The sequence below is a fragment of the Hyphomonas adhaerens MHS-3 genome (assembly GCF_000685235.1).
Taxonomy (GTDB): Bacteria; Pseudomonadota; Alphaproteobacteria; order Caulobacterales; family Hyphomonadaceae; genus Hyphomonas; species Hyphomonas adhaerens.
Genome location: NZ_ARYH01000001.1, coordinates 64,018 through 89,951, shown reverse-complemented (window position 1 = coordinate 89,951; position 25,934 = coordinate 64,018). Strand labels below are relative to the sequence as shown.

The following is a 25,934-nucleotide window of genomic DNA, read 5'->3' as shown; positions in this document are numbered from 1 at the left end:
CCTTGTGGGGGGCTCCTCAATGAAAGCCGTTGTCGCCGATACGCTCGAGTCGATCGAGAGTTACAAATTCAAGGATCTGGAAAAGCCTGCGCCAAAGAAGGGGCAGGTGCTGATCCGTGTCGCGGCGTGCGGCGTCGGCTATGTCGATGCTCTGGTCGCGCTGGGCGGCTACCAGGTCAAACCGCCCTTGCCGCATACGCCCGGCCGGGAAGTGTCCGGCACAGTGGAAGCCGTGGGCGAGGGCGTCACGAATTTGAAGCCGGGTGACCGGGTCATGACGATGACGGCAAACGGCTTCGCCGAATACGCGCTGGCACCGGCGGCCATGGTCATTTCCGTTCCGCAGACGCTCAGTTTTGCCGAGGCCGCAAGCCTCCCCCTGAATTACCTGACCGTTTCGCACGGCCTGAAGGATCGCGCGGCCCTGGCAGCAGGTGAGACGGTTCTGATTTTCGGGGCGGCAGGCGGCGTTGGATCCGCGGCCATTCAGGTCGCCAAAGCCCTTGGTGCCCGCGTCATTGCGGCGGCGTCCACGGAAGAAAAGCGCACCTTTGCTCTGGCGCACGGCGCCGACGAAGCGATCGACACAGATCCCGAAGGCTGGCGTGACAGGCTCAAGGCGCTGACTGGTGGCAAAGGCCCGGATGTGGTGTTCGACCCGGTCTGCGGCCCGCTCTTTGAACTCGCCTTCCGCTCGCTGCGGTGGCGCGGGCGTCACATGGTGGTCGGCTTTGTCGGCGGACCGATCCCGGCCTTGCCGGCGAATCTCACCCTGATGAAGGGCGCGGCCCTGATGGGCGTCGATGTCCGCCAGCACATGGAAAAAGAGCTTCCGCAGGCGATCGCCACTTTGCAGGAGCTTGCTGGCTGGGCGGCTGAGGGCAAGATCAGGCCGCCGGTTGGAACCGTGTATCCGTTCGATCAGTTCGGCGCGGCGATGGAAGCGGCGCTTTCGGGCAAGGGCACCGGCAAGGTTGTGCTGGAAGTCGCTGCAGATGGTGGCGCTTAAGACAGGCGGCAGCCTGCCGCTTTGCAAGTCCCGGAATTGCCGGTAAGTCCGCGCCCATGAGCCAGAAACTCCGTATCGCGTTCATGGGAAGCCCGGATATCGCCGTCGGCGTGCTGAAAGCGCTGATCGCAGCGGGCCACGATATTGCCTGCGTCTATTCACAGCCGCCGCGCCCGGCCGGCCGGGGCAAGAAGCTTACTCCCACAGCTGTCCACGCCTTCGCGGACTCTCAGGGCCTTGAAGTCCGCACACCGAAAAGCCTCAAGAAGGCGCCGGAACAGGAGGCCTTCGCAGCCCTCAATCTGGATGCCGCCGTGGTTGTTGCCTATGGCCTGATCCTGCCGCAGGCCGTGCTGGATGCGCCGCGCCTTGGCTGTCTCAACATGCACGCCTCGATCCTGCCGCGCTGGCGGGGCGCCGCGCCGATCCAGCGCGCCATCATGGCGGGCGATACCGAGACCGGCGTCGATGCCATGCTGATGGATGCAGGACTGGACACAGGCCCTGTGCTCGCCTCCCGGCGCACCCCGATCAGCACCGAAGATACGGCCGGCAGCGTGCATGACCGCCTGATGGAGCTGGCCGCGGACCTGGCGCCGTTTGCTCTTGCGGGCCTGGCCGATGGCAGCCTGACGCCGGAAGCCCAGCCGGAAGAGGGGATCACCTACGCCCACAAGCTGGGCCCGGCCGACCAGAAAGTGGACTGGAACCGCCCGGCCCGCGAGGTGGATTGCCAGATCCGCGGGCTGTCCCCATTCCCCGGCGCCTGGTGTGAATGGCTCCCGCCGGGCAGCACCTCTCCGGTGCGGCTGAAGCTGCTGGATAGCCGCCGGTCAGGCTGTGAAACGTCCGCCCCGGCCGGCATGATTCTGGATGACAATCTGCTCGTGGCCTGCGGGGATGGCGGCGCGGTCCGCCTCACGCGCCTGCAAAAGCCGGGCGGAAAACCGCTGGATGCGGACATGTTCCTGAATGGCCAGCCAATTCCTCCGGATACGATGCTGTTCTGAGCGGATGCCATCACGGCAGACCCACTGAATTGTTGCATGCGCAACCATTCTCCCTTAGGGTGTATGCGTGCGCTTGGGGGCGGATGCCGGACGTCAAATGGGAAAGTTGATTTGGATATGGGGATCCGAAAGGGTCCGCATACCCTGTCGTTGCGACCAGAACGGCCATAACATGAATAAAACCTGGATCCGCCGATTCAAATCAGAAGACATTGATGCGGTTGCAGACCTGAATACGCTGGCCTTCGGTGGAACAGAAGAAGCCGGCATCGTGCGGAAACTGCATGCCAATCATGAATCCCTGCTGTCGCTCGTCGCGCACCGGGACGACGCGCTGGTCGCCCATATCGAGCTTTTTCGTATCCTCATCAATGGAAAGCCGTCCGCCGTCGGGCTGGGGCCGGTTAGCGTGCGGCCGGACCTGCAGCGGCGCGGGATTGGCAGTTCCCTGATTCGCATGGGGCTGCTTGTCATGGCCGGGCGGGGGGAAAGCCTCGTCTTCGTTCTCGGCCATCCGGATTTCTATTCCTCCCTTGGATTTTCAGCGGATCTGGCAAAGCCGTTCCGGGCGCCGTGGTCCGGTCCGGCTTTCATGGCGCAGGCTATCAATCCCGGCGCACCGGAATCCGGTGAATTGACCTATCCCGCTGCCTTCGGCTAGGGGCGGGGCAAATGCCCCGATACAGACTCCTCATTGAATACCATGGCGGCCCGTTCCAGGGCTGGCAGAAGCTGCCCGGCGTGCCGACCATCCAGGGCACGCTGGAGGATGCGGCTGCCAGGCTGGACGGTGCGCCGGTGAATGTGTTCGGCGCGGGGCGAACCGACAGCGGCGTGCATGCCACCGGACAGGTGGCCCATATGGACCTGCAGATTGATCGGGGCCGTAAGGTCGCCGATGCGATGAACTTTCATTTGCGCCCGCACCCGATTGCCGTCCTGAAGGCCGAGGAAGTGCGCGACGACTACCATGCCCGCTTCAATGCCACCCAGCGCCATTACCGCTATGTGATCTCCAACCGCCGCGCCGACCTGGCCCTGGATCGTGGTCTTGCCTGGCGGGTGGCGTCGAAACTCAGTGCAGAGAAGATGCACGAGGCCGCGCAGGCCCTGACCGGCACGCACGATTTCACCACGTTCCGCGATTCAGATTGCCAGGCGCTGACGCCGGTGAAGACGCTGAACGCGATCACGGTGTCGCGGGAAGGCGATCGTGTCATCATCACCTGCCGGGCGCAGAGCTTCATCCACCGGCAGGTCCGCTCCATGGTGGGCAGCCTGGTCGAAGTCGGGCGGGGCAAGCAGTCGGTCGGCTGGATCGCGGAGATCCTCGCCGCCGCCGACCGCACGCAATGCGGCCCCATCGCCCCGGCCGAAGGACTCTACCTGACGCATGTCGATTACGACTGAGCGGGCTAAAGCTTCAACGCCCGCAGGCGCAGGGCATTGGTGATGACGGAGACGGAGGAGAGGCTCATCGCCGCCGCCGCGATCATCGGGCTCAGAAGCAGGCCGAAGACAGGATAGAGGATCCCCGCTGCCACCGGCACGCCCAGCGAGTTGTAGACGAACGCGAAGAACAGGTTCTGCCGGATGTTGCGCATCGTCGCGTGGCTGAGTGTGCGGGCTTTCGCGGCGCCCAGCAGGTCGCCCTTCACCAGCGTGACGCCGGCGCTTTCCATGGCGACATCCGTGCCGGTGCCCATGGCGATGCCGACATTGGCGAGGGCAAGGGCAGGCGCATCATTGATGCCGTCGCCTGCCATGGCGACAATGGCGCCCTCTGCCTGCAGCTTTGCGACCACGTCCTTCTTGTCTTCGGGGGAGACATCGGCATGCACCTCGTCGATGCCCAGCGTGTCGGCCACGGCGCGGGCGGTGGTTTCGTTGTCGCCGGTCAGCATGACGATCCGCAGGCCTTCGGCATGCAGACGGTCTATGGCGTCCTGCGTCGTGTCCTTGATTGGATCCGCCACGCCGATCAGGCCGGCGGGGGCGCCATCCACGGCGACGAACATCACGGTCTGGCCCTTGGCGCGGTAGTCATCCGCTTTGGCAGCAAGGTTTTCGTCAAAGGCATCGATCCGGCGCATCAGTTTCCCATTGCCGACCGCGACGCGCTTGCCGTTCACATCGGCCTCGGCGCCTTCGCCGGTGGTGGACTGGAAGCCGGAGGCCTCGCCCGGTTTCAGGTCGCGTTTCTCCGCGCCTCGCACGATGGCGGCGGCCAGCGGATGTTCGGACGAGGTCTCGACCCCGGCGGCGAGCGTGAGCAGGTTCTCTTCGGAATATCCTTCCGCCGGTTCCACCGTGACCAGTTCCGGGTGGCCCTCGGTCAGCGTGCCGGTCTTGTCGACGACGATCGTATCGACCTTTTCTATCGTCTCCAGCGCATCGGCATTGCGCACCAGCACACCCGCCTGCGCGCCCTTGCCGGTGGCCACCATGATCGACATCGGCGTGGCAAGGCCAAGGGCGCAGGGGCAGGCGATGATCAGGACGGCAATGGCATTGACGAGGGCATGGGCGAAGCGCGGGTCCGGGCCAACGGCCAGCCAGATCGCGAACGTCACCATGGCGACCAGCACAACCGCCGGGACGAACCAGCCGGAGACGGTATCGGCGAGGCCCTGGATCGGCGCGCGGGAGCGCTGGGCCTCGGCCACCATCTTCACGATACGCGACAGCAGCGTCTCGTCGCCGACATGGGTGGCCTCCATGACGAAGGTGCCCGTCTGGTTCACTGTGCCGCCGGTCACCCTGTCGCCCGACGCTTTCTCCACCGGCACAGGCTCGCCGGTGACCATGGATTCGTCGACGCTGGAATTGCCCTCGAGGATCTCGCCGTCCACCGGCACGCTGTCGCCGGGTCGCACCCGCAGGCGATCCCCGGTTTTCACGTCTTCCAGCTGGATGTCTTCCTCGCGGCCATCCTTGCGGACGATGCGCGCGGTTGGCGGGGTCAGCTGCAGCAGGGCCCGGATCGCACCGGACGTTGCCCGCCGGGCGCGCAGTTCCAGCACCTGGCCCAGCAGGACCAGCGTGGTGATCACGGCGGCAGATTCGAAATAGACCGGCACATGCCCGTCCGGCCCGCGCAGGGTTTCCGGAAAGATGCCCGGCACCAATGTGGCGGCCAGCGAATAGAGATAGGCGACCCCGGTGCCGAGGGCGATCAGGGTAAACATGTTCGGGCTGCGGTTCGCGACAGAACGCCAGCCGCGCACGAAGAAAGGCCAGCCGCACCAGGCGACCACCGGCGTCGCCAACGCAAACTGCACCCAGTTGAAAGCGGGCGTCTTCGTGAAGCCGGGCAGGGAGACGCCGGGGATCATCTCGCCCATCGTGATCACCAGCAAAGGCACTGACAGGACGACGCCGACCCAGAAACGCCGGGTCATGTCGTCCAGTTCGGACGTGTCTTCTTCTGTTGTCGCTGTTTCAGCTTCCAGCGCCATGCCGCAGATCGGGCAGCCTGTATTGGACGTTTCGCGCACCTGAGGGTGCATCGGGCAGGTCCACACCGTGCCGGCATAGCCGGGCGGGATATGGTCATACGCACTGTCTGGCTTGTCCGGTTTCGCCCCATGGTCATGATGGCAGTGGCTGCCGGACTCTTCGTGATCGTGATGGCCGGAATGATCATGTGTCATGCCGTAGAGGTAAGAACGATCCCGTCAGAATGAAGGCCGGGCCTTTGAACCGTCTGACGCGAAGTCAGGCTTGCGGGCACGGCGTTCGGCACTAGCCTCTCGGTCATAAAGACAAGGGAGCGAAACATGGCGATTGATTTCACGATACCGGAAGAGGCCAAGGAAGTACGCGAGCGCGTGCGCAAATGGGTGCAGGAGGAATGCATCCCGGCCGAGAAGAAAATGGCAGATGGCAAGCCCTACAAGGAAGTGCTGGCCGAGCTGCGCGCCAAAGCCCGCGCCAAGGGTCTGTGGTTGCCCTTCTTCCCGGTCGAGCATGGCGGCATGGGGCTCGGGCCGCTGGCCAATGCGCTGGTGCAGATGGAACTGGGGCAGAGCCACCTCGGTGCGCTGTCGATGAACTCGCAAGGCCCGGACGACGCGACCATGCTGACGCTGCTGGCCCACGGCACGGACTTCCAGAAAGAGAAATACCTGAAACCGCTGATCAATGGCGAAAAGCGGATCTGCTACTCCATGACGGAGAAGGCTGCGGGTGCCGACGCGACCGGCATGCAGACCACAGCGGTGAAAGACGGCAAGGGCAACTACGTCCTGAATGGCGAGAAATGGTTCTCCAGCGCCGCGACGGCCGCCGACATCGCGGTCGTCATGGCCAAGACCAATCCGGACGCCCCGCGCCACCAGCAATATTCCACCTTCATCGTGGAGCTGCCGAACCCCGGCTACAACATCCTGCGCGACATCCCCACCATGGCGGTGCACGGGCCGCACTATGCCGAGATGGGCGGCGGGCATGCCGAGGTGAAGATCGACAATCTGATTGTGCCCGAAGAGAATTTGCTCGGCGGCGAAGGGCAGGGCTTTGCCATGGGCCAGCACCGGCTCGCCTATGGCCGCCTGCGCCACGGCATGCACAATGTCGCCATGGCCCAGCGCGCACTTGATCTGGCAACGGAACATGTCACCAGCCGCGAAACCTTCGGCAAGAAGCTGGAAGACCGTCAGGGTGTCCAGTTCATGCTGGCCGAATGCGCCAGCCAGCTCTACATCGCGCGCCTGATGCTGATGCACATTGCCTACAAGGCCGAGAACGGCATGGACATCCGCCAGGAGAATGGCATCGCCAAAGTGTTCCTGGCCAATATGGTGCACAAAGTGGTCGACACGGCGATCCAGCTGCACGGCGCGCTCGGCTATTCGCTCGATACGCCGCTGGCGGCCTGGTACACGCACATCCGGTCCCAGCGCCTCGTCGACGGGCCGGACGAGGTGCACAAATGGATCACCGGCAAGAACGTCATCCGCGCCTTCAAGAAAGACGGCACCAGCGCCGCCGCAGCGGGCGGAGATTTGCTGTGATCAAGCTGACCTTCTGCCTGAGGCGCCTGCCGCACCTCTCCCGGGAGGAATTTCAGACTTACTGGCGGGAGCAGCACGCCCCGCTGGTGGCAAAGCATGCGGAGGTTCTGGGCATTCTCCGATATGTCCAGAACCATACCGCGCATGACCCGCTGAACGCGGCCATGCAGGCCAGCCGTGGCGGGCCGCCTTCCTATGACGGCGTGGCCGAACTCTGGTTCGAAAGCGAAGAGGCCATGGCCGCCAACACCAGCGAGGCGGCGGCAAAAGCCGGCGCCGAACTGCTGGAGGACGAGAAGAAGTTCATCGACCTCGCCAACTCCCCGCTCTGGTTCGGGGACGAGACGGAGGTGGTGGGGTAATTCGTCCGGCTCAGGGAACTTTGTCCGGTCTCGCGGGTTGTGCTTCGGTGAGCCCGAAAACAAACCCGACTGAGTTCCCCGCCGCAGCGGCGCGCTGGCTGCGCGCCGGGCTGTTTCTCTTGTGCTTCGCTCTGTCTGCGCCGCACGCGCTGGCGCAATTGCCGGGGCCGGACGAACCAACCGATCCGACCCCCGCGATCCAGACGCCGCCGCCACAGGCCAGCGACGCCGACATCCGGACGCGCATCACGGACATTTTCGCCGAGATCGACTCCCTTCGCCGGGTGACCGTCGAAGTGAACCATGGCGTGGTGACGCTTGGCGGGGATGTGTCCAGCAGCGCCGCCGATGCGCGGGCCGAAGAGCTGGCGCTGCGCGTCAACGGCGTCGTTACGGTCGAGAACCAGATCGAGCGCCGTCTGGCCGTGGAAGACAGCACCGGCAGCCTGTTCGGGGATTCGTCCAGCCGCCTGCAAAAGCTCTACCGCGCCCTGCCGCTCTATGGCGTATCGCTGGCCGTGTTCCTGGTCATTGCCCTGCTGGGGCACCTGATTGCTTCCTGGCGCGGCTTCTGGCGCCTGATCCTGCCCAATCCGTTCCTGGTCGAACTGGTCTCCGGCGCATTCCGCATCGTGGCGCTTCTCGTGGCGCTGGTAATGGCGATGAACGTCCTCGGCGCCACCACGCTGATGGGCACCATTCTGGGCGGGGCAGGCGTGATCGGCCTCGCCATCGGCTTTTCGGTGCGTGATACGCTGGAGAATTATATCTCCTCCATCATGCTCAGTGTGCGCCAGCCTTTCCGCGCGAACGAGCATGTCGTGATCGACGATCACGAGGGCAAGGTCATCCGCCTCACCTCGCGCTCCACGATCCTGATGACGCTGGATGGCAACCATTTGCGCATTCCCAACACGATCGTCTTCAAGTCGGTGATCCTGAACTATACGCGCAATCCCGAGCGCCGCTTTGAGTTCGACCTCGGTGTCGATGCGGCCGACGACCCTGTGGCGGCGATGCAGCTCGGTCTCGACCGGCTGAAGGCGATGCCGTTCGTGCTGAAGGATCCGGAGCCGGAAGCTTTCATCCAGACGGTCGGCGACTCCAATATCGTGCTGCGCTTCATGGGCTGGGTGAACCAGACCGAGACCAATTTCGCCAAGGGCCGGGGGCTCGCCATCGCCGCCACCAAGGATGCCCTGGAAGAGGGCGGCTTCACGCTGCCGGAGCCGATCTACAAGCTGCGCTTCGACAGCAAGATCGAGGACGCGCTGAAAGGCGGTTCCACAGGCAGTGCGACCGTCAGTACGCCGTCCCCTCCAGCCGCGCCGCCGAAAAAGCCAGTCGATACAAGCGAAGCGTCAGACGTCGCCGCCGACAATACTATCGACGAAAAAGTCGCCGCCGAACGCGCCAGCAGCAAAGAGCCCGACTTGCTGGATGAAGAAAGCCCGGTGGAGTAGGGCGGCTGGCGCTGTTTCCCGCATGTCATGACACGAAATCCAGCCTGCCTGACACAATCGGGGGTTGGCAGGCCGCACCCGTTTCGCTTGTGATGAGGGCAAGCAAACGGAGGCAGCGATGGCGGACCAGCGCAGATCGAAAAAGACCGACAAGATCGAGGTGCGCCTCGCGCCCGAGACCAAACAGGCGTTTCACGAAACCTGCGAACAGCGGGGGGAGTCCGCTTCCGGCGTCATCCGCCGCCTGATCGAGGAATATGTGGCGCGATTTCACCAGCCCATGATCGCCCGCCCCATCGAAGCTGTCCGCCGCACGCCATGGTGGGTGCGCGGCGGTGGGCTCGCGGCGCTGATCGCCGGGGCTTTGAGCGTCGCGGCATTACCGTCAAAAGCGGAACCGGAACCGAGATGGGCTGAGTACTTTGCCCACAAGGACACGAATGGCGACGGTGTGCTGGGGCCGGAAGATTTTCTGAATTCTGAATCCAGGACAATGTTTCTGGAAGAGGTCAGACGGGATCTCCCGCAAGAGACCTATGAGAGGGTCAGGGCGTCATCTGAGGAAAGTGCCCGGGCCTCCGCGCGCCATTTCATTGCCAGGTACGACACGAATGAAGATGGAATTGCGACGAAGGCAGAATACCAAGCGTCACAAGAAACGCTCTTTCTCACTTTGTTTGATGAGATCGATGCGGATGGAGATCGTGCGATCAGGCTGGAGGAAGCGCTCAATCCGCCAGTCGGCCGTGGCCGGGACCATGTAGGCGGCTATTGGGGGCGGGGACCGAAGAACAAGGAAATACCAGCCGCCGAGGCTCAAACCAGGAAGGCTTGGCTGCACGGTAAAGCGGACGCGCCGACGCCGATGCAGGCGGAGCTTATTCGTGCGCGCTTCGCAGTTTATGATCGCGATGGAAATGGCGTTGTGAACTGGCGGGAGTATTGGCGGGGGATTGCCGACTAGCCTGCATTACTTCCCAGCGCGTCTGCAAGATCCGCCAGGATGTCGTCGACGTCCTCCAATCCGACGGAGAGGCGGATCAGGCCATTACTGATGCCATGTTCGAGGCGTTCTTCTTCGGTGTAGGTCGAGTGGGTCATGCTGGCCGGATGCTGGATCAGGGTCTCGGCATCGCCGAGGCTGACCGCGCGGCGGATCAGCTGCAGCCGGTTCATCATCTCGATACCCGCTTCATAACCGCCGGACAATTCGAACGCGATCATCCCGCCAAAGCCGTCCATCTGGCGCTTTGCCAGCTCATGCTGCGGGTGGCTGGCAAGGCCCGGATAGTGGACGGTGTCCACGCCGGGCTGGGCTTCCAGCCATTCGGCCACTTTCTGGCCGCTCTCGCAATGGCGCGCCATGCGCAGCTGCAGGGTCTTCAGTCCACGCATCACCAGCATGGCATTGAAAGGCGCCATGACGGAGCCGGTCATGTCCTTCACGCCGAACATGCGGACCTCCTTGAGGGCCTCCGCCCGGCCGAGCACCATGCCGGCCACAAGGTCTCCATGGCCGCCGAGATATTTGGTCGCCGAATGGACGACGAAGTCCGCGCCGAGCGAAATCGGCCGCGTCAGCAGGGGAGAGGCATAGGTGTTGTCCACCACCACAAGCGCGCCGGCTTCATGCGCGATGCGGGCCGTTTCCCGAATGTCGACCAGGCGCATGTTCGGATTGGCCGGGGTTTCGAAATACACGACGCGCGTCTTGTCAGAGAGGGCGGCGGAGAGGTTCGCCGGGTCGCGCAGGTCGACATGGGTGATCTTCACGCCGAAGCGGGAGAGGCCGTCGCGCATGAAGGCGAAGGTGCAGCCATACAGCGTCTGGTCGGTGATAACCTCATCGCCCGGTTTCAGCAGCGTCCACATGAGGGAACTGATCGCCCCCATGCCGCTGGCGGTGGCGAGGCCCGCTTCGGCGCCTTCGAGGCTGGCGACGCGGTCTTCCAGCAGGGCGACGGTGGGGTTCGAGATGCGGGAGTAGATGTGGCCCTCGGCCTCGCCTGCAAACAGGGCGCCGCCGGTCTGCGCATCCGGGAAGGCAAAGGTAGACGTCAGATGCACCGGCGGGGTCAGCGCATAGTCGTTTTTAGCCGGGTCATAGCCATGATGAATGGCGCGGGTGGCGGGGCCGAGCGGGCGGGTTGCATCGAATGCCATGGGGGTCTCCGTATTTGAGGAGATTCTACCATGGGAATGTGGGCGAAAGGTGCCGAACTGCGTCGTATATTGCTTGTAAATTGGCATAATATGCCAATACTGGTGTATATGGATGCCATAGATGCCAGGATTATCCGCGCCCTGCAGCGCGATGGACGCCTCACCAACCTCGAACTGGCCGAGGAAGTGGGGCTCTCGCCCTCACCCTGCCTACGCCGCGTGCGCAACCTTGAGGCCGCCGGCGTGATCCAGGGCTACACCGCCCTCGTCGACCAGAAAGCTTGCGGTTATCCCATCACCTGCCTCGTCCGCATCCGGCTCGCCAACCATTCGCAGGAAAACGTGCAGGCCTTTGAGAAGAAAATCGCGGAAACCGAAGCGATTCTCGATTGTTACCTGATGACCGGCGGCGCCGATTACGAGCTGCGAATCGTCGCCCGCAGCCTCGACGATTACGAACAGCTCGTGCGCCACACGATCCAGAAATTGCCGGGAATCGCCTCCATCGAGACCAGTTTTGCCTACGGGGTTGTGAAGAAGTCCCGCATCCTGCCGGTTCGTGTGGAAAAGGGTGCATAGAACCCGCCCCGGAACCTGCTATAGACAGGCCCCATGACCCTACCGCCCACCAAGGCCCCGACACTCCTCGAAACCCGTAGCCCGCTCCTGCGCCGGCCGGGCAAGTGGCGTATTTCCAACATCATCGACGGCCGCGCCCTGCGCGTGAAGCTCACCGCCGCGGCGCTCGACAATTTCGGGGACCCCCAGGCGGCCCGCAAGGCAGCGCTGGACCTCTTGCACGGGGCCATGTTCCGCGGCCGCATGATCGCGCAGGAACGTCTGCAGCAGGGCGCCGACGGGCTGGACACCGCGCGCCTCCTCTCCGCCGTGCAGGACGAGGTGATCAGCGCGCTCTACGACTTCACCACCACGCACGTGCACCGGGCCCGCAACCCGACCGAGGCCGAGCGGATCACCATCATGGCGACCGGCGGTTATGGCCGCGGCGTGATGGGGCCGTCCTCGGATACGGACCTCTTGTTCCTGCGCGCCTACAAGGTCAGCCCGCACACCGAGAGCGTTGTCGAATACATGCTCTACGCCCTGTGGGACATGGGGCTGAAGGTGGGCAATGCGTTCCGTACGCCAAGCGATTGCGTGAAGCTGTCGCTGGAAGACGTGACCATCAAGACCAGCCTGCTGGATGCCCGCTATATCTGCGGCGACGAGGCGCTGGCCGAAGAGATGCTGACCGCCTTCCACGAGGGCGCGGTCAAGGGACGCGACGCGCAGTTCATTGCCGACAAGCTGGCCGAGCGCGACGCTCGCCACGCCCGCCAGGGCGATGCGCGCTATGTCGTCGAGCCGAACCTGAAAGAGGGCAAGGGCGGATTGCGCGATCTGCAGACGCTCTACTGGATCGCCAAACAGACCTATGGCGGGCATACGCTGGAAGACGTGATGCAGGCCGGTCCGTTCACGGACCATGAATATACTGTCTTCATCCGCGCGGCGCGTTTCCTGTGGACGGTACGTTGCCACCTGCATTTCGTTACCGGCCGGGCAGAGGAGCGCCTCAGCTTCGACCTGCAGCCGGAGATCGCGGCGCGCATGGGCTATCGTGACCGGCGCGGGCAGCAGGGCGTCGAGCGTTTCATGAAGCGCTACTTCCTTGTCACCAAGGATGTCGGCGGCCTGACGCGGATTCTCGCGGCAAAACTGGAAGCGGACCAGAAGAAAAAGCCGGAAGGCCTGCGCCGCTTCCTGCCGGTGCGCGGACCGGTGGAACTGGATGAGCCGGGCTTCATTATCGATAATGGCCGGATCAATGTTCAGGACGACAAGGCCATGCGGGCCGATCCGCTGAACATGCTGCGCCTGTTTATTGTGGCGCGCGATGAAGGCAAGGACATTCACCCCCACGCGCTGAGCCTGCTGACCCGGGCGCTCCGTGCCCTGAACGAGCGGACGCGCGAGAAGCCGGAAGCGCAGGCGCTGATCCTCGACGCCATCCTGGGCGGGGATAATCCCGGCCGTATCCTGCGCCGGATGAATGAAGCAGGGGTTCTGGGGCGGGCGATCCCGGAATTTGGCGGCATCGTCGCCCAGACCCAGTTCAACATGTATCACCATTATACGGTCGACGAGCACACGATCCGCGCCGTGGAAGCCATCGCAGAGATGGAATATGGCCGCGATGAACACCCGATCAAACTGGTCGGCGAGCTGTTCGACCTGATCGAGAACCGCCGGGCGCTCTACCTCGCCATGCTGTTGCACGACACCGGCAAGGGGAAGGGCGACCAGCAGATCGCCGGCATGAAGACCGCCCGGAAAGCCTGTGAACGGCTCGGCCTGTCGGAAGACGAAACGGAGCTCGTCTCCTGGCTGGTGGGCCACCATCTGGAAATGAGCGAGACGGCGCAGAAGCGGGATATTTCCGATCCGCGGACCGTGACCAAATTTACGGAAATGGTTGGTTCTCTGGAGCGGCTGCGGTTGCTCTACATTCTCACGATTGCCGACATCAAGGCCGTCGGTCCAGGTGTGTGGAATGCCTGGAAAGGCCAGCTGCTGACGGACCTCTACCACAACACAGCGGCCGCGCTGCGCGGCGGACGGACCGACGAGGCGGGCGTGCAGGCCGAACTCGAAGCCCGCGCCGAACGCCGCCAGAATGAACTGGTCGACCGGCTGGGCATGGTGCCTCCGCTGATGCTCGCAATGGAGACGGCTTACTGGACCGGCTTCGACATCGACGATCTCGCCTGGCATGCGCAGGCCCTGAATGGCGGCGGCAACCAGGTCCATCACCGCCTGTCCCTGGCAGGCGGGGCGATGGCCTTGTTCGTCTCAGGCGAAGACCGGCCCGGCCTGTTCGCAGACCTTGCCGGGACGATTGCCCACAACGGCGCGAACATTATCGCGGCGCAGGTCTATACCAGCCGCGAAGGCGGCATCATCGACGTCTTCATGCTGCACGACATTCAGGACAAGCCGTTCGGCAAGGACGACCCGGCCCGGCTCGAGCGGCTGCAGGCGGATCTGCACAAGGTGCTGGCCGGAGAGCCTGTCGACATGTCGGTGCGCGAGCGCCTGGGCCGACGGCAAGCGGCCTTCCTGGTGCATCCTTCGGTGCAGATCCGGGACGACCTTTCAGCCGACCACACGGTCATCGACATTGCCGGGCGCGACCGGCCGGCGCTGCTCTACGATGTGGCGAACTGCCTGGCCGATTCCGGCATTTCGATCCACTCGGCGCATGTCGGCTCGTTCGGCGAGCGGATGTTCGATGCCTTCTATGTGCAGACAGAAGACGGCCAGAAACTGCAGCAGGATGCTGCCCTCAAAGAGTCCCTGCGCGAACAGCTTCTTGACGTATTGGGCCGCCATGAACCGGATGCCCCGCACACACCGGCCCGGAAGCTGCGCCGGTCGCGGGCCGTAGACAGTTTCTGAGAACCCCTGCACGACAGGCCCCATGAGCATCGCCCGCAACACCCTGGTGCAATCCTCGCTGACGCTGGGCAGCCGTATCCTCGGTTTTGCCCGGGATATCCTTCTGGTGGCGAAGCTGGGCGCGGGGCCCATCAATGATGCCTGGGTGACGGCCCAGCAATTCCCGAACCTGTTCCGCCGCATCTTTGCCGAGGGCGCCTTCGCGTCCGCCTTCGTGCCGACCTATGCCCGCACGCTGGAGGCCGAAGGACCAGAGGCCGCGCAGGCCGTGGCGCAGGAGGCATTGCGCGTCCTCTTCGCGTTCACTGCGGCGCTGACCATTCTCGCCCAGATCTTCATGCCCTGGGTGCTGCTGATTATCCATGGCGGACAGGCTGACGACCATGTGCACTACAATCTGGCTGTGCTCCTGACACGGATCACCATGCCATACCTGACCTGTATGGCGCTGGCGGCGCTCTTGTCCGGCGTGCTGAATTCCGGCCAGCGGTTCATCCTGTCGTCTGGCGTGCCGACGCTGCTGAATCTCTGCCTTATCCCGGCGGCGCTGGTTTCGAACGTGCCGGAGGTCGTGTCCAAGGCTGCGGCGGTCGCGGTCCTGATCGCGGGCGTGCTTCAGGTGGCCTTGCTCTGGTGGGGCGTCACACGCCAGAAGGTGCGCCTCAGCCTGATTGGCTGGCCGCGCATCACGCCGGCCGTGCGCCGGGTCATGGCGCTGGCCGTCCCGGGCACGATTGCGGCGTCGGGCACGCAGATCAACATCATTGTCAGCCAGTCGCTGGCCAGCTTCGAGCAGGCGGCCAAATCGTGGCTCTACACCGCCGACCGGCTTTACCAGCTGCCGCTCGGACTGGTCGGCGTCGCGGTCGGCGTTGCCATCCTGCCGCGCCTCAGCCGGGCCGCGCGAAGTGAAGACCATGCAGGCAGCCAGGCGACGATGGACGAAGGCATCGGCCTCGCCATGGCGCTGACGCTTCCGGCTGCCGCGGCGCTGCTGGTCGCTCCGGTTTTCCTCATCGAAGCCTTCTTCGTACGCGGGGCATTCCTGCAATCGGATGCCGAGGCGTCCGGCGGGGCGCTGTTCCACTATGCTTGGGGCGTGCCTGCCTTCGTGCTGATCAAGGTGCTGGCCCCGGCCTTCTTCGCCCGGGAAGACACGAAAACCCCGATGCGGTTCGCGCTGACATCGGTGGCGATCAACACCTCGCTCGGCGCAGGCCTGTTCTTCTGGCTGAACAGTCAGGGGCAGCTTGGCTTTGTCGGCCTCGCCATCGCCACATCGGTGGCCGCTTGGGTGAACGCCCTGCTGCTGGGCACCACGCTGGCAGCCCGCGGCTGGTACAGGCCGGGTCCGGTTCTGGTATCGCGCACGCTGCGGGCCCTGATCGCCAGCGGCCTGATGGCCGGGGCGGTCTGGTTCATGGTGCACAATTTCCAGTGGGTGCGGGACACGATCATCGACTCGCGCGCGCTGGCCGCTGCAATCGTGATCCTCGCCGGCGGCCTGATCTATGCCGTTGCGGCCTTCCTGACCGGCGCGATCCGGCCCCGCGACATCACGCAGGCCTTGCGCCGCTAGGTAAATCGGTTACAGCGCTTGCGCATGACTGACACAAACACATCCGAATACACCGGCCCCCAGCGGGTCTTCTCTGGTATCCAGCCGACCGGTAACCTCCACCTCGGCAATTATCTCGGCGCGCTGAAGAAGTTCGTCGACCTCCAGAATGACGGCTGGGATTGTGTCTATTCCGTCGTCGACATGCACGCCATTACCATGCCGGTGGAGAAGGGGGTGCTGGCCGACCAGACCCGCCAGATCGCGGCAGCGTTCATCGCCTGCGGCATCGACCCGAAGAAATCGATTGTCTACGCTCAGGCCTCTGTGCCGGCCCATGCCGAACTGGCCTGGGTGTTCAACTGCGTTGCGCGCATGGGCTGGGTCGAGCGGATGACCCAGTTCAAGGACAAGGCCGGCAAGGATGCCGAGCGGGCCTCCGTCGGCCTGTTCACCTATCCGGTCCTGCAGGCGGCTGACATCCTGGCTTACAAGGCAACGCATGTGCCCGTGGGCGAAGACCAGAAGCAGCACCTGGAACTCAGCCGCGACATCGCCGACCGTTTCAATCGCGAATACGACGTACCGGGTTTCTTCCCGCTGCCGGAACCGCTGATCAAGGGCCCCGGCGCGCGGATCATGAGCCTGAAGGACGGCAACAAGAAGATGTCCAAGTCCGACCCGTCGGACCTGTCGCGCATCAACCTGGTCGATGATGCCGACCTGATCGCCAAGAAGATCAAGAAGGCCAAGACCGACCTGGAAGGCGACATGCCGTCCGAAGTGAAGGGACTGGAAGGGCGCCCGGAGGTCGAGAACCTTGTCGGCATCTATTCCGCCGTGAGCGGGCAGAGCGTCGAAGAGGTCCTGGCCGAATATGGCGGCAAGGGCTTCGGCGTGTTCAAGCCGGCGCTGGCCGATGTGATGGTGGCGCATCTCGCCCCGATCACGCAGCGCTTCCGCGACATCCTCGCAGACCAGTCCGGGATCGACGCCATCCTGCGCGACGGGGCCGAGAAGGCGAATGCCATCGCCGCACCGATCATGGAAGATGTTCGCCGCGCCGTCGGATACTGGCGACCCTGATATCTGCCTGACAGGTCAGCGTGCCATTCCGGCACATTGACCTGCCCGGCGGGCGGGCTACGACTTGCGCGCAGGTTCTGAAAGGATGTGCCCCATGCTGTTTCGCGTTCTGATTCCCGCCGCCGCCCTGATGCTGGCAGCTTGTTCCGGTCCGGCCGAGTCGCCCGCCGGCGAGTCCGTGATTGAAGTGAAGGACGCTTTCATCATCAAGCCGGCCGAGGGCCGCGACGTCGCCGGGGGTGGCCTGATGGCCTATGTCACCGGCGCGCCGGTGGAACTGGTCGGCGCCTCGACCGACATTGCCGACCGGGTCGAGCTGCACACGATGACGATGGAAGACGGCGTCATGCAGATGCGCCAGGTGGAGAGCTTCACCGCATCCGAAGGCGATCCCATCGTGCTCCAGCGCGGCGGCAACCACCTCATGCTGTTCGGCCTCGATCCGGCCATGGCCGTGGGCGACACGGTCGACCTCTCTCTGGAGTTCCGTGATTCGGACGGCACCTCGCAGACGGTGGTGACCAGCGCTGAGGTCAAGGGACTCGGCGACTGAGCCGCTTGATCCGACTGCGGACAGCCCCGTTCTGGCTGAAAACTGACACCCCCGGCGCATTTGGCGCAGCATTTGCGTGCACAGACTGCAGGTTGCGGACATTTAACAGTTAATGACCTGTTAAAATGCCACAATCGAACGCATAGTGTTGTGAAAGCAACACCGCGCCAAAGCCGGGGATTTGTAGAGTATGGCCTTCGACAGCCGCTTGCACGCTGCCTACCTTGAAGAGGGACCAGATCCCAACGAGGTGTCCGAAGAACATCTGCGTGAACTGGATGAGGCAGAGCCGCATCCGATCATGGATTTCTTCCGCGGCTTCTGGCGCCGTACGATTTTCCTTTTCAAGCTGAGCCTCTTGTTCGCGCTGGTCGGCGCCTATCCGTTCTCCGTGGTCATGTCCCACAAGATCGACGATTCCGACATTGTCTTTGCGAAAGGCCAGGCATGGGCCTTCCCGGAATCCGGCATCGCCATCACCAAGATTGCGCGTGAACTGGAAGGGAAGGGCTGGGCCGAGGACAAGCCGAACTGGCACCCGCAGTCCCGCCTGACGGCCATGCCTGCCTGGCAGGAAGCCACCGCGGATGGCCTGTCCGAATTTACCCGCATGGCCGCCGCCGCCGTGCCGGACGAAAATGGCGAACCGGATGCCGACCTGATCGCCGCCTCGCGTTTGCTGCATGGCATTCCCGGCGAAGACATGCGCCCGCGCATGACCGCCGCAGCCGAAGCCCTCAACCGGTTCGACTCCCGCGCCAGCCGTGGCCTCGTTACCGTCGCCGACCGCCGGGTGCTGGCCGCTGACGAAGCCCGCATGTTCGCTGGCTGGGCCGAAGCCGACCAGGACGACCTGTCCACCCAGATCTATCAGGAATCGACCGGCTGGCCCGCCTCCAAGCAGGACATCCGCGTTTTCTATGCCGCCAAGGCCCGTGCCCACATTGCTCTTCAGATGCTGAAAGCGGCCCGTCTGGCCGACCGTGACAGCCTGGCCGATGCCGATACGATGGCCGCTTATGACAAGGCCGAAGCAGCCTGGACACGTGCCGCCCGGATCCGCCCGCTGGTCGTCTCCAACCAGAAAGGCGATGGCGCCATCATGGCCAACCATCTCGCCAGCCTCGGCTTCTTCCTGCGCGATGCCCAGCGGACCTCTCTGGAGCTGGCCGAGCGTCTCGACCAGCCGCTGCCGCCATCCGAAGCGCCTGAAACCGGCGAAGAAGTGGCCCAGCTCGATCCGGCCATAGCCAGCGCTGCCCACTGAGACCGGCTTCTTAAGCCTTTCAGCCCTTGATACGACTGCCCGTCCGCGCCATCTGTTGCACAGGTGAAGCTTTTGACAGAAAGGGCAGGCGGCGATGTTCATCCAAACCGAACCGACTCCCAACCCGGACACGATTAAATTCCTGCCGGGACATGACGTAGCAGGCGACCGCGGCCCATTCGATTTTCCGGATGTTGCCAGCGCGCGCATCAGCCTGCTGGCCCGTGCGCTGTTCCAGGTCGACGGGGTCGAGCGTGTGTTCCTCGGCAATGACTTCGTGTCGATCAACAAGGCGGAAGACAAGGACTGGCGGCATGTGAAGCCGATGGTCCTGGCCGCGATCATGGATCATTACATGGCCGGTCTGCCGGTCGTGGAAGACGGCGCCGAACCCTCCGCCTCTTCCGAGGCCGACGTGACCTATGAAGGCGAAGCCGCCGAAATCGTCGAAGAGATCCGTGAGCTGATCGAGACGCGCGTGCGTCCGGCTGTGGCGCAGGATGGCGGCGACATCATCTTCCACCGGTTTGAACCGGATACCGGCATCGTCCACTTGTCGATGCGCGGGGCCTGTGCCGGCTGTCCGTCATCGACGATGACCCTGAAGCAGGGCATCGAGAACATGCTGAAGACCTATGTGCCGGAAGTGACGGCGGTCGAAGCCGTCCTCTAGGTTCGATCTGACATCTTGACGGCCCGCGCGAAGCCGGGCCGCATATCCCCAAAAGCAAAAGGACTATCCTGATGGCCCACCCTGTGAACGACCATGCGCTGGACGTGGTTTTCCGCGATGCGCGCTCCTACAATGGCTGGCGCGAGGAAGACGTGCCGGAAGTCCTGATCCGCGCGGTGTATGACCTTGCGAAGCTCGGCCCGACCAGCGCCAACAATTCCCCGGCGCGGTTTGTCTTCATCAGTTCCGAAGAAGGCAAGGCCCGCCTTGTGCCGCTGATGTCGGAAGGCAATCGCGAGAAGACGCAGAATGCTCCGTGGACGGTGATCATTGCGCACGATATGGAGTTCCACGAGAAGATTCCGAAACTCTTCCCGCACGCGCCGGCCGCCAAGGACTGGTTCCACCATATCAAGGAAGAGACCGCGTTCCGGAACGGGACGCTGCAGGGCGCTTACCTGATGCTGGCGGCCCGCTCGCTCGGCCTCGATTGTGGCCCGATGTCCGGCTTCGACATGGATGCCGTCAACAAGGAGTTCTTCGAGAGCCAGGACGGTGAGATGAAGAACTGGAAGGCGAACTTCATCTGCAATATCGGCCATGGCGACCGGACGACGATCTTCGACCGCTCCCCGCGCCTGGCGTTCGATGAGGCGTGCCGCATTCTTTAAGCGGAAAAGACGATGCTGGTCCTGGGGCTGAACACCGCTTTTACAGCCATGGAAGTGGCGCTGGTGCGTGACGGTGAAATCCTCGCCGATGCGCGCGAGGTGATGGCCCGCGGCCAGGACAAGCATCTGCCGGCCCTCGTCCAGGGCCTGCTGGATGCGGAGGGCGTGACGCTGGACGAGGTTGACCGGATCGCCGTCGTCACCGGCCCCGGCAGCTTTACCGGCATCCGCATCGGCGTTGCCTATGCGCGCGGCCTGTCGCTGGTGACCGGGGCGGACTGCGTCGGCGTGACCAGCCTGGAAGCCGCCGTGCCAGCCGGGATGGAAGACACTGTGATGGGCTGCCTCGCCGGTCAGAAACGACCGCCGGATCAGACCTGGTGGATCCAGGGCATCAGCGAGGGGCAGGGGATTGCCGACGTGCTGGAACTGCGCCTCGAACAATTGCTGCCCATGCTGGAAGGCTTCCACGCGCCGATCTTCATGGACAATGCCGATGCCGTCGGCGACATGAAGGAAAAGCTGGACCTGCGTCCACTCCTGCCGTCGGCGATCACCGCGGCGATCAAGGGCGGGCAGTTCGATCCGGCAACGCATCCTCCGTCCCCGGTCTATGCCCGCGATCCGGACGCGACCCTGCCGGAGCCCCGGAAGTGACCCATCCCGTGCTCGTCCTGCGCCCCGACGATGCGGGGCGCATGAGCCAGCTGCACATGCGCTGTTTCGACGATCCATGGAGCGCCATCTCGTTCCGCGGCCTGTTGCTGGATACGTCCATCCTGACACTGGGCGTGGAGCTGCACGGGGGGCTCGCCGCCTTTGCGATGGCGCAGACCGTTGCAGGCGAGAGCGACATCCTGACCATTGCCACCGCGCCGGAACATCGACGCAAGGGCCTCGGCGCCACCCTGATCAGTGCCCTCATCAGCCGTTTGGGCGAGCGGGGCGTCTCCCGCATCACGCTGGACGTGGCCGAGGACAATTCGCCCGCCCGTGCGCTCTATCGGGGATTCGGATTTACTGAGGATGGCCGCCGTCCGCGTTACTATACGAGCGGGCGCGATGTGCCAGTCGATGCGGTGCTCATGTCGCGCAATATGGGCCTCTGACCCCACACAGACGTGATCGCTTTGCCCTATCCAAATCCTGCATCTGCGCTACGATCCCCGCAGCAACAGGAGGACACGCAATGGCAGACGACATGAAACCGGCAGAGATCCCTCAGGGCGTGTTCGACCTTTACGACAGATATTGCCACGGCCACCTGTCACGCCGCGGCTTTTTCGAGGGGCTGGGAAAGTATGCGGTGGGCGGATTAAGCGTCGCCTCGCTCGCGGCCTGCGTGATGCCGGATTATTCGAAACAGCAGACCGCCGAAGACGATGGCGACATCACTACGGAGATGGTGACCTATGCCTCGCCCGATGGGGCGGGCGAGATGGCAGGCTACCTCGTGCGCCCCGCGGGCGGCGGGGTCCGGCCCGGTGTGCTGGTTGTGCATGAAAACCGGGGGCTCAATCCGTATATCAAGGATGTCGCCCGCCGCGCAGCCAAGGCAGGCTATGTCGCCTTTGCGCCGGATGCGCTGTATCCGCTTGGCGGCTATCCCGGCAATGATGATGACGGCCGGGCCCTTCAGGCCAAGCGTGACCGCGGGAAAATGCTGGCGGACTTCATGGCCGGAGCAGACTTCCTGCGCGACCATGAGGCGACCAATGGCAAGGTCGGCATCACAGGCTTTTGCTTTGGCGGCGCCATCACCAATCTGATGGCTGTGAAACAGCCCTGGCTTTCCTGTTCCGTGCCGTATTATGGCGGCTGGCCGAGCGCCGAGGACGCCGCAAAGCTGGAAGTGCCGCTGCAGATCCACCTCGCCGGGCTGGACGACCGCGTGAATGCAGGCTGGCCGAGTTACCAGGACGCGCTCAATGCGGCTGGCAAGCCGTACGAGGTGTACCTCTATGAGGGCGTGAACCACGGGTTCCACAATGACACGACGTCCCGATATGACGCGGACGCGGCGGCGCTCGCCTGGAGCCGGACACTCGACTTTTTCGCAAAACACCTCGCCTGATCGCGATATGTTCCGGGACAGGGATGGACTCGCATCTCAAACTGAGAAATGTTCCCTCTATGTTCAAGGAGTGGGCGTCCCATTTTGACACACCAATCGGCCGGTGCGGTCTTGCCTGGACTGAAGCGGGCCTGACCGGCGTGCAATTGCCGGAGGCTGACGCGGAGCAGACCGTTGCGCGGATCACCCGCCATGGGGCTGAGCTGATGAAGGAGGCGGACGTTCCGCCGGAGATCGCCGAGGTGATAGCGGCCCTGAAGGCATTCCTCGCCGGTGACCCGACCGGCTTTGACGGCCAGCGGCTCGATATGGCGCGGCATTCCGCGTTTGAACGGGCGGCCTACGACGCGCTGCGCAAAGTGCCATGGGGCCAGACGGTGACCTATGGCGACCTCGCCTCTGCCATCGGACGGCCGGGCGGTGCGCAGGCGATCGGCACCGCCATGGGGCGCAATTCCTGGCCGGTGATCGTGCCGTGCCACCGGGTGCTGGGCGCCAATGGCTGGCTGGGGGGCTTCTCCGCACCGGGCGGGACGCTGACCAAGAAAGCGCTGCTGGCGCGCGAGGGCGTTTACCCGGACGGCGGCCAGCTGAAACTGTTTGAATGATGCCCCGATGACCAAAGCACCGCTCGAAATCCGCAATCGTGATGCCCGCCGGCTTTGGCTGCATGCCCAGGGCCTGTCGGCCACGCCAACCGGAACGCTGGACCTGCCGGGCCTGATCCGAGGCCTCGGCTTCGTCCAGCTCGATTCGATCCGCGTCGTCTCGCGGGCGCATCATCACATCCTCTGGTCCCGTAACCAGAACTACCGCGAACCCATGCTGGACAAGCTGATGCGGAAGGATCGCGGGATCTTCGAACATTTCACGCACGACGCCTCGGTCATCCCGATGGAGTTCTATCCCAACTGGCGGCGCCAGTTCCGCCGTCTGGAGGCGAAAGTCCGCGGCTGGGACTGGCATCGCGGCATGCTGGACGAGACGGGCCGGAACGGCATCGTGGACCGGATCCGCGAAGAAGGCCCGCTCAGCACCAAGGCGTTCGACACGAAAATCAAAGGGCCGCGCGAGATGTGGCGCCGCCCGCCGCACAAGCTGGCGCTGGACTACATGTGGTATGCGGGGGAGCTGTCGACCTCGCACCGGGAAAACTTCACCAAATTCTACGACCTCACAGACCGGGTCATTCCCGGCCATCACCGGGAGGACGAACCGCCGGAGGAGGAACAGGTCGACTGGCTGTGCCGCCAGGCGCTGGACCGGCTGGCGTTCGGCTCTGAAGGGGATATCCAGCGCTTCTGGGACGCAGCAGACCTCGCCGAGGTGAAAGACTGGGCGGGGCAGCAGACGGGCCTCGTGCCGGTGCGGATCGAAGGCGCAGACGGCAAATGGGTCAGCGCACTCGCCCCGGCGGACATCGAGACCCGGCTGGAGACCGCGCCCGCGCCGACCTCGCGCCTGCGCATCCTGAACCCGTTCGATCCCGTGATCCGCGACCGGGCCCGGTTGCAGCGCCTGTTCGGTTTCGATTACCGGATCGAGATCTTCGTCCCGGCGGCCAAACGCCGCTGGGGCTATTATGTCTATCCGCTGCTGGAAGGGGACCGTATGGTCGGCCGGGTGGAGGTGAAAGCCGACCGGGCCGCCGGAACGCTGAGCGTGGAACGGCTCTGGCCGGAGCCCGGGGTCGCGTGGACCAGTGCCCGGGATGCCCGTCTGGAAGCAGAACTCGCTCGCTTCGCACGGCTCGCCGGAGTTGACAGCGTCGTCCGGAACAAACATCTGAAACTGGACTTACCGTCGCGCTAAGGGCAAATACGTAGCATGGATCGACTCGAAAAACTCTGCGTTGAGAAAGGCCTCCGCATGACGGAGCCCCGGCGCGTGATCGCGCGTGTGCTTTCGACCGCGACGGACCACCCGGACGCCGAAGAGCTTCACCGCAGGGCCAATGCCCAGGATGCCTCCATCTCGCTGGCCACGGTCTACCGCACCGTGAAGCTGTTCGAGGATGCCGGGATCATCCAGGCCCACGATTTCCGCGATGGCCGCGCCCGCTATGAAGAGGTGCCAGACGAGCATCACGATCACCTGATCAATGTCCGCACCGGGGAAGTCGTCGAATTCCACTCCGAGGAAATCGAGGAGCTGCAGGAGCTGATCGCGAAGCGGCTCGGTTTCCGGCTGGTCGATCATCGGCTGGAACTCTACGGCGTCCCGCTCAAGGATGCCGACAAGGACTGACGGGCACCTGCCGGCTGCTCGTCTGACCGCTCCGTTCAACTCACGTAAATCATTGAGAGCGCATGCTGTGATCCGCCTTGGTCATGGTTCAGTCCTGCGTGATCCGCCGTAGTGATGCCGTAATCCGGGCCTAACCCTGTCTGGAGGATTGCGTCACTGTCATGTTTCTAGCCTGGTTGCTCACCTTCACCCTGGCCACCGGATCTGGCCCCATGAATTCCGCGCTGCAGGCGACGGAAGCGCCGACGACCCTGCGGGCGGCCTTCACGGTGGAGCTGCAATCGTCCCACGCCCGGCGCGTCTACCGCTTCGATCCGCGCAAGAAGGGCCCGGCGCGCTGGACGGCGCTGGCCTGGGAAGGCGACGACGAGGAACTCGACACGGTCGCCGCCGAATGGGCCCATGAGACCGCCCCGGACGGGCGCCTGTTCCCGGACGACCTGCGCGCCAGCCTCGGCCCGCAAGTGACGGTGGACGACAAGGGCGCGGCCTGGAAAGTCTCCTTCCACCACCGGCCCTCCAGCAATGACGGGGCGTTCGACGTCTGGGCCGCAGAGCGCCTGCGGGCGACCGCCTGGTTGGACCCGGTGGGCGAGCGGTTCCTGCGCATCGACTACACGCTGCCGAATCCCGTTGCCGGGCCGGAAGGCGGCACGCTCACCCGGTACGACCAGTCCTATTTCATCCGGACAGAGCCGCGCTGGGGCATGAGCTATGTCTCCGGTTTTTCCATCGACCTGCAGGCCCGCGCGGCCTTCCGCACAATCGACCGGCGCTATTCGGCGAATATCGTGAAGGCCGAATTCTTTTTCGCCAGCAACGAAGCCCAGCAGGAATTCGAGTCCGTCCATCTGACGCAGTAGGTGCTTTGGTCTCCGGGCCGGGGCGCGCTAGACTTCTGCCCATGACGATTCACATGGTGAAACTCAGCGTCGGCTCCGAAGATGTCGAAGACATAGCCAATTGGCAGGCGCGCTACCTGAAGACGTCGCCCAATCCGGCGCATTACACCCGCATGTTCCCGAAGCGTGCGGAAGAAATCCTGCGCGGCGGGTCCATCTATTGGGTGGTGAAAGGTGCGATCCGCGTGCGCCAGCGCATCGTCGATATCCGGCAGGAACAGGATTCAGAGGGGCGGGACATGTGCGCCCTGATCTTCGATCCGGAGCTGGTGCGCACCTATGCAAAGCCCAAGCGGCCCTTCCAGGGCTGGCGCTATCTCAAGCCGGAAGATGCCCCGCGTGACCTGAAGTCTGGCGAAGCGGCGCTCGATATTCCGCCAGACCTCGACACGGCCCTCAAAAATGCAGGTGTCTGGTAAGCC

The 25,934-nt window shown here is 64.1% G+C and carries 26 protein-coding genes; 24 read left to right on the top strand and 2 right to left on the bottom strand.

The window, feature by feature from the left end; genetic code table 11:
* Positions 1 to 19 precede the first annotated feature (19 nt).
* The 4 genes from HAD_RS00395 to truA all read left to right on the top strand — a co-directional run bounded on the left by HAD_RS00395 (position 20) and on the right by truA (position 3,429).
* Positions 20 to 1,009 (top strand): NADPH:quinone oxidoreductase family protein, encoded by a 990-nt coding sequence (locus HAD_RS00395; RefSeq protein ID WP_035568594.1) that lies wholly within the window; start codon positions 20 to 22, stop codon positions 1,007 to 1,009.
* Between the two features lie 56 nt (positions 1,010 to 1,065).
* On the top strand, positions 1,066 to 2,019 hold the full coding sequence (gene fmt, locus HAD_RS00390; RefSeq protein WP_035568592.1) for a methionyl-tRNA formyltransferase: 954 nt from the start codon (positions 1,066 to 1,068) through the stop codon (positions 2,017 to 2,019).
* A 172-nt stretch (positions 2,020 to 2,191) separates the two neighbouring features.
* On the top strand, positions 2,192 to 2,680 hold the full coding sequence (locus tag HAD_RS00385) for a GNAT family N-acetyltransferase (RefSeq protein WP_035568590.1): 489 nt from the start codon (positions 2,192 to 2,194) through the stop codon (positions 2,678 to 2,680).
* Between the two features lie 11 nt (positions 2,681 to 2,691).
* Positions 2,692 to 3,429 (top strand): tRNA pseudouridine(38-40) synthase TruA, encoded by a 738-nt coding sequence (gene truA, locus HAD_RS00380; protein WP_035568589.1) that lies wholly within the window; start codon positions 2,692 to 2,694, stop codon positions 3,427 to 3,429.
* A gap of 5 nt (positions 3,430 to 3,434) precedes the next feature.
* Here truA and HAD_RS00375 read toward each other — a convergent pair whose 3' ends face one another.
* Positions 3,435 to 5,672 (bottom strand): copper-transporting P-type ATPase, encoded by a 2,238-nt coding sequence (locus HAD_RS00375; protein ID WP_035568588.1) that lies wholly within the window; start codon positions 5,670 to 5,672, stop codon positions 3,435 to 3,437.
* 126 nt (positions 5,673 to 5,798) lie between these two features.
* Here HAD_RS00375 and HAD_RS00370 point away from each other — a divergent pair, with 126 nt between their 5' ends.
* From HAD_RS00370 to HAD_RS00355, 4 genes are all read left to right on the top strand, one after another.
* Positions 5,799 to 7,034 carry an acyl-CoA dehydrogenase family protein gene (locus HAD_RS00370; protein WP_035568587.1) on the top strand — a complete coding sequence of 412 codons (1,236 nt, stop codon included), beginning with the start codon at positions 5,799 to 5,801 and terminating at the stop codon, positions 7,032 to 7,034.
* The gene (locus tag HAD_RS00365; RefSeq protein ID WP_035568586.1) at positions 7,031 to 7,396 is read left to right on the top strand and encodes an EthD domain-containing protein; all 366 of its coding nucleotides are present in this window, start codon (positions 7,031 to 7,033) and stop codon (positions 7,394 to 7,396) included. Before HAD_RS00370 ends, HAD_RS00365 begins: the two co-directional genes overlap by 4 nt.
* A 47-nt stretch (positions 7,397 to 7,443) precedes the next feature.
* A complete protein-coding gene (locus HAD_RS00360) occupies positions 7,444 to 8,859 on the top strand; it encodes a mechanosensitive ion channel family protein (protein ID WP_206741233.1) in 1,416 nt (471 codons plus the stop codon).
* A gap of 118 nt (positions 8,860 to 8,977) precedes the next feature.
* Complete coding sequence (locus HAD_RS00355; RefSeq protein ID WP_035568585.1) at positions 8,978 to 9,823, top strand: hypothetical protein; 846 nt, start codon at positions 8,978 to 8,980, stop codon at positions 9,821 to 9,823.
* Here the strand turns inward: HAD_RS00355 and HAD_RS00350 are convergent.
* A complete protein-coding gene (locus HAD_RS00350; RefSeq protein ID WP_035568584.1) occupies positions 9,820 to 11,022 on the bottom strand; it encodes a methionine gamma-lyase in 1,203 nt (400 codons plus the stop codon). The genes HAD_RS00355 and HAD_RS00350 overlap by 4 nt on opposite strands.
* A 108-nt stretch (positions 11,023 to 11,130) precedes the next feature.
* Between HAD_RS00350 and HAD_RS00345 the strand changes: the two genes are divergently transcribed.
* The 16 genes from HAD_RS00345 to HAD_RS00270 all read left to right on the top strand — a co-directional run bounded on the left by HAD_RS00345 (position 11,131) and on the right by HAD_RS00270 (position 25,931).
* On the top strand, positions 11,131 to 11,601 hold the full coding sequence (locus HAD_RS00345; RefSeq protein WP_035571329.1) for an Lrp/AsnC family transcriptional regulator: 471 nt from the start codon (positions 11,131 to 11,133) through the stop codon (positions 11,599 to 11,601).
* Positions 11,602 to 11,634: 33 nt separating this feature from the next.
* Positions 11,635 to 14,481, top strand: coding sequence for a [protein-PII] uridylyltransferase (locus HAD_RS00340; protein ID WP_084331707.1), 2,847 nt, complete (start codon positions 11,635 to 11,637; stop codon positions 14,479 to 14,481).
* A gap of 22 nt (positions 14,482 to 14,503) precedes the next feature.
* A complete protein-coding gene (murJ, locus tag HAD_RS00335) occupies positions 14,504 to 16,060 on the top strand; it encodes a murein biosynthesis integral membrane protein MurJ (RefSeq protein ID WP_035568583.1) in 1,557 nt (518 codons plus the stop codon).
* Between the two features lie 24 nt (positions 16,061 to 16,084).
* Positions 16,085 to 17,125 carry a tryptophan--tRNA ligase gene (trpS, locus tag HAD_RS00330; protein WP_035568582.1) on the top strand — a complete coding sequence of 347 codons (1,041 nt, stop codon included), beginning with the start codon at positions 16,085 to 16,087 and terminating at the stop codon, positions 17,123 to 17,125.
* 94 nt (positions 17,126 to 17,219) lie between these two features.
* The gene (locus HAD_RS17650; protein WP_051595795.1) at positions 17,220 to 17,678 is read left to right on the top strand and encodes a copper chaperone PCu(A)C; all 459 of its coding nucleotides are present in this window, start codon (positions 17,220 to 17,222) and stop codon (positions 17,676 to 17,678) included.
* 190 nt (positions 17,679 to 17,868) lie between these two features.
* Positions 17,869 to 18,945: a hypothetical protein gene (locus HAD_RS00320; protein WP_035568581.1), complete on the top strand. Its 1,077-nt coding sequence runs from the start codon at positions 17,869 to 17,871 to the stop codon at positions 18,943 to 18,945.
* Between the two features lie 94 nt (positions 18,946 to 19,039).
* On the top strand, positions 19,040 to 19,618 hold the full coding sequence (locus HAD_RS00315; RefSeq protein ID WP_035568579.1) for a NifU family protein: 579 nt from the start codon (positions 19,040 to 19,042) through the stop codon (positions 19,616 to 19,618).
* Positions 19,619 to 19,689: 71 nt separating this feature from the next.
* A complete protein-coding gene (locus tag HAD_RS00310) occupies positions 19,690 to 20,289 on the top strand; it encodes a malonic semialdehyde reductase (protein ID WP_035568577.1) in 600 nt (199 codons plus the stop codon).
* Between the two features lie 12 nt (positions 20,290 to 20,301).
* Positions 20,302 to 20,946, top strand: a complete 645-nt coding sequence (gene tsaB / locus HAD_RS17645) for a tRNA (adenosine(37)-N6)-threonylcarbamoyltransferase complex dimerization subunit type 1 TsaB (protein ID WP_051595794.1) — start codon at positions 20,302 to 20,304, stop codon at positions 20,944 to 20,946.
* Positions 20,943 to 21,398: a GNAT family N-acetyltransferase gene (locus HAD_RS00300; protein WP_084331705.1), complete on the top strand. Its 456-nt coding sequence runs from the start codon at positions 20,943 to 20,945 to the stop codon at positions 21,396 to 21,398. The genes tsaB and HAD_RS00300 overlap by 4 nt, the downstream gene beginning before the upstream one ends.
* An 80-nt stretch (positions 21,399 to 21,478) precedes the next feature.
* Positions 21,479 to 22,363, top strand: coding sequence for a dienelactone hydrolase family protein (locus HAD_RS00295; RefSeq protein WP_035568575.1), 885 nt, complete (start codon positions 21,479 to 21,481; stop codon positions 22,361 to 22,363).
* Between the two features lie 59 nt (positions 22,364 to 22,422).
* Positions 22,423 to 22,971: a methylated-DNA--[protein]-cysteine S-methyltransferase gene (locus tag HAD_RS00290; protein ID WP_035568574.1), complete on the top strand. Its 549-nt coding sequence runs from the start codon at positions 22,423 to 22,425 to the stop codon at positions 22,969 to 22,971.
* Between the two features lie 7 nt (positions 22,972 to 22,978).
* The gene (locus tag HAD_RS00285; RefSeq protein ID WP_035568573.1) at positions 22,979 to 24,175 is read left to right on the top strand and encodes a winged helix-turn-helix domain-containing protein; all 1,197 of its coding nucleotides are present in this window, start codon (positions 22,979 to 22,981) and stop codon (positions 24,173 to 24,175) included.
* A 15-nt stretch (positions 24,176 to 24,190) separates the two neighbouring features.
* On the top strand, positions 24,191 to 24,610 hold the full coding sequence (locus HAD_RS00280) for a Fur family transcriptional regulator (RefSeq protein ID WP_035568572.1): 420 nt from the start codon (positions 24,191 to 24,193) through the stop codon (positions 24,608 to 24,610).
* 212 nt (positions 24,611 to 24,822) lie between these two features.
* On the top strand, positions 24,823 to 25,473 hold the full coding sequence (locus HAD_RS00275) for a hypothetical protein (protein ID WP_156942102.1): 651 nt from the start codon (positions 24,823 to 24,825) through the stop codon (positions 25,471 to 25,473).
* 53 nt (positions 25,474 to 25,526) lie between these two features.
* Positions 25,527 to 25,931 (top strand): DUF1489 family protein, encoded by a 405-nt coding sequence (locus HAD_RS00270; RefSeq protein WP_241765273.1) that lies wholly within the window; start codon positions 25,527 to 25,529, stop codon positions 25,929 to 25,931.
* The last annotated feature ends 3 nt before the right edge of the window (positions 25,932 to 25,934 follow it).